This is a genomic window from Paenibacillus sp. N119s (assembly GCF_059447605.1).
Window position 1 is genome coordinate 1 of record NZ_JCAJRU010000364.1, and the last position, 3256, is coordinate 3256.

Sequence of the window (3256 nt, forward strand, 5' to 3'; positions counted from 1 at the left end):
GCGTCGATCCGTCCTTTGTATTCGAGCGTCCCGTCCTCATTCCAGCGCACCAAATCGCCTGTACGGTAGCAGCGCTCCCCACTGCGGAACGGACTATCTATAAACTTTTCAGCTGTTAAATCAGGACGGTTTCGGTAGCCACGTGCCACCCCGTCGCCGCCGACAATCAGCTCACCCCATGCACCCACAGGCTGGAGCTGCATGGAACGATCTACAACATACGCTGTGGAGTTGTGGATCGGACGCCCAATCGGCACTGCTTCGGACTGCACGCCAACAATCGCATGAGTTGTAGAAAAAGTTGTATTTTCCGTCGGGCCATAGCCGTTGATAATCCGTAGGGATGGATGAGCCTCCAGCACTCGGTTAATGTGCGGTACGGACAACACATCACCGCCGACCAACAGTTCTTCTACCCCCTCGAATAATTCCAGATCCTGCTGGGATAGCTGATTAAAGAGTGGCGCAGTCAGCCACATTGTTGTAATACCGTGATTGCGGACAGCTTCCTTGAGCTTCGGCGCATCCAAAATGACATCCTGACTTACCAGCACAAGCTGTCCACCATTCAGCAACGCCCCCCAAATTTCGAAGGTGGACGCGTCAAAGACAACGGCACCGGTTTGCAAAATGCGCGTGTTAACACCCAGTTGCGCGTAGTTTGTATTTTTCACCAAACGCACAACATTGCGATGCTCCACCATAACCCCTTTAGGTTGTCCGGTCGTGCCTGAAGTGTACATAAGATAGGCCAGTCGATTGCCAAATGTACATTTTTGTTCTCCAGCAGTGCGGCCTACGACAGACGAAGATGATTCAATTGAATCCTCATTTTTCAGATCCGTATAATAGGTAAAATCCGCATGACAAGCTTCGTTTTGTTCCCCATGTACGTTATTTACGCCTTGGTTACTCTCTGCCCCGTATACATTCACATCGCTCAAATCCAGCACGATTCCGGTGTAATCCTCAGGTTGCTGTTCCGCATGCTGCACCAGCAGCAACTCCGCTCCCGAATCTTCCAACAGGTAGCGTACACGTTCAGCCGGATAATCAGGGTCAATCGGCACATATGCACCGCCTGCTTTGAGAATCGCCAGCATACCAACGATCATATCTGCGGAACGTTCAGCAACGATACCTACCGTGCGTTCGGCAGTAACACCGTGCTCGCGCAGTGTATGAGCCAGTCGGTTAGCTTTTCCATTCAATTCACCATAAGTTAAACGGGCGTTTCCAGATACAACTGCTGTCTGATTCGGTGTGCGTGCTGCCTGTTCCTCAAACAGTTCATGAATGCCTGCTTCGCGTGGATATTCCACTGTTGTGGCATTGAATACGTCGATGATTTGCGCCTGTTCTTCCTCACTGATTAGCGACAATTCCTGTATCCGCTTGTGTGGACCCTGTACCATATGCTCCGCCACGCTCAAAAATTGTCGAATAATTCGAGCAATTTCCTGTTCACTAAACAGTTCGGTACGATAATCCAGGTATAATACGAGTCTGTCGTCATCCAGCATTTCAACCATGTGAATATCGAAGTCATTCACTGTATCTCCGCAGAAATCGTTATCCACCTGCTGAATCGCCTCATCAAACCGTGAGAAACTCAAGGTACGGTACTGAATGGAAGCACCAAACAGACGCTGGATGTCCAGACTGCTTTGCTGTTCGCGTAAATCCTGAATAATTTTGTTGTACGGGTAACGCTGATGCCGCAAAATGGACGCCTGCTCCTTCCCTACACCCTGTAAGAAGGCCAACAGCTCAGATTCCGGTTCGACCATCAGACGTGTAGCCACGGTGCTGACGAACATGCCGATGGTATCCTTTTCTTTCTTAGACGTACGATTGGCATAGAGTGTCCCTACAGTTAGGTCCTGTTCACCTGTCACTTTATGCAAATAAATATACAGAGCCGCCAGGAAGAACGTAAAAATACTGATTTTATGCTCCTCGCAAAAAGCCGTAACACCACGATACAATTCTTGCTCCAGTATAAAACTTTCCCGGCGTGCAGCTGTGCTCAGTGTCAGCGGGTTATATGATTTTAAACCTGTGGTCTCTGGCAAATCGGCAAACTTCTCCGTCCAATACGCCTTGTCCTTCTGATAGCGGTCCGATTGCTCATAGCTTTGCTCTACCTGAATAAAATCCAGATAAGGATTGCCCTTGATTGGTGCATCTTGGCCTGCACCATGCACAATATCCATATAGTGTCCGGTAATTTCATTAATGGCCTGATTCATGGACACGCCGTCCGAAATAATATGATGCATTTTAAAATTAAACCAGGTTTCTTCTGCCCCAAGCTGCAAAATAACAAATCGGTACAGCTGTGAATTCAACAATGAGAACGGCTGTGGATTATGGCGTTTTAACCATTCATTCGCTTCTTCCGGAGTTACTTGAAGCGTTTCAATATTTTCCTCTGTAAAAGGCTCTACATATTGATATGGGATTCCGTCCTGAGCAGTGATTTTGATGCGGAAGGAATCATTTTGGGCAATCACCCGGTTCATTGCTTGTTGTAATGCATCTATACGAACAGTTCCTCTGATTTTTACAGTAGCAATAATGGTTGAAGTGTTCCGATGAGGATACAAAAGCTCCGTATACCAAATACGTTGCTGTGGCTGGCTTAAGGAAAACAATTGAACATCTTGTTGTGTCATTCGTCTCTCTCCTCGCAAAATAGATATTTGGTAAAATGAAAATTCGCATATTTATGCGGTTTGTTCCTCAAAATGCTTTCGAAACTGGAGCTCATACAGCTCTGCATAATGACCGCCCTCGGCAAGAAGCTGTTCATGGGTGCCCTGCTCTTTAAGCTCGCCATCGGCAAGGACACAGATCGTATTCGCCCGCTCAATTGTAGATAATCGATGGGCAATGACTAATGTGGTACGATCCTTCATTAGCTCATTTAAGCCCTGCTGGACTTCATATTCTGACTCTGCATCCAGAGCCGAGGTTGCCTCATCCAGCAGCAAAATCGGTGCATTTTTGAGCAGAGCACGGGCAATCGCAATCCGCTGTCTTTGACCGCCAGACAAATTGGCTCCGCGTTCACCGACAATCGTATCGTAACCCTCCGGTAGCTCGGCGATGAAGCCGCTGGCATAGGCTGTCTTGGCCGCTGCCTTTATTTCATCATCCGTGGCATCCGGTGAGCCAAAGCGGATATTATCCGCTACTGTACCGTGGAACAACGTAGCCTCCTGTGGTACATAGGCCATTAAATCCCTAACCT

At 48.0% G+C, this 3256-nt stretch carries 2 protein-coding genes; both read right to left on the bottom strand.

The genetic code is table 11. The features are described from left to right. A partial coding sequence (locus tag AC5V8P_RS24560) for a non-ribosomal peptide synthetase (RefSeq protein ID WP_495473972.1) occupies window positions 1-2678 on the bottom strand: 2678 nt, incomplete at its 3' end. A 51-nt stretch (window positions 2679-2729) separates the two neighbouring features. Then, the coding region (locus AC5V8P_RS24565) for an ABC transporter ATP-binding protein (RefSeq protein WP_495473973.1) at window positions 2730-3256 on the bottom strand (527 nt) is incomplete at its 5' end.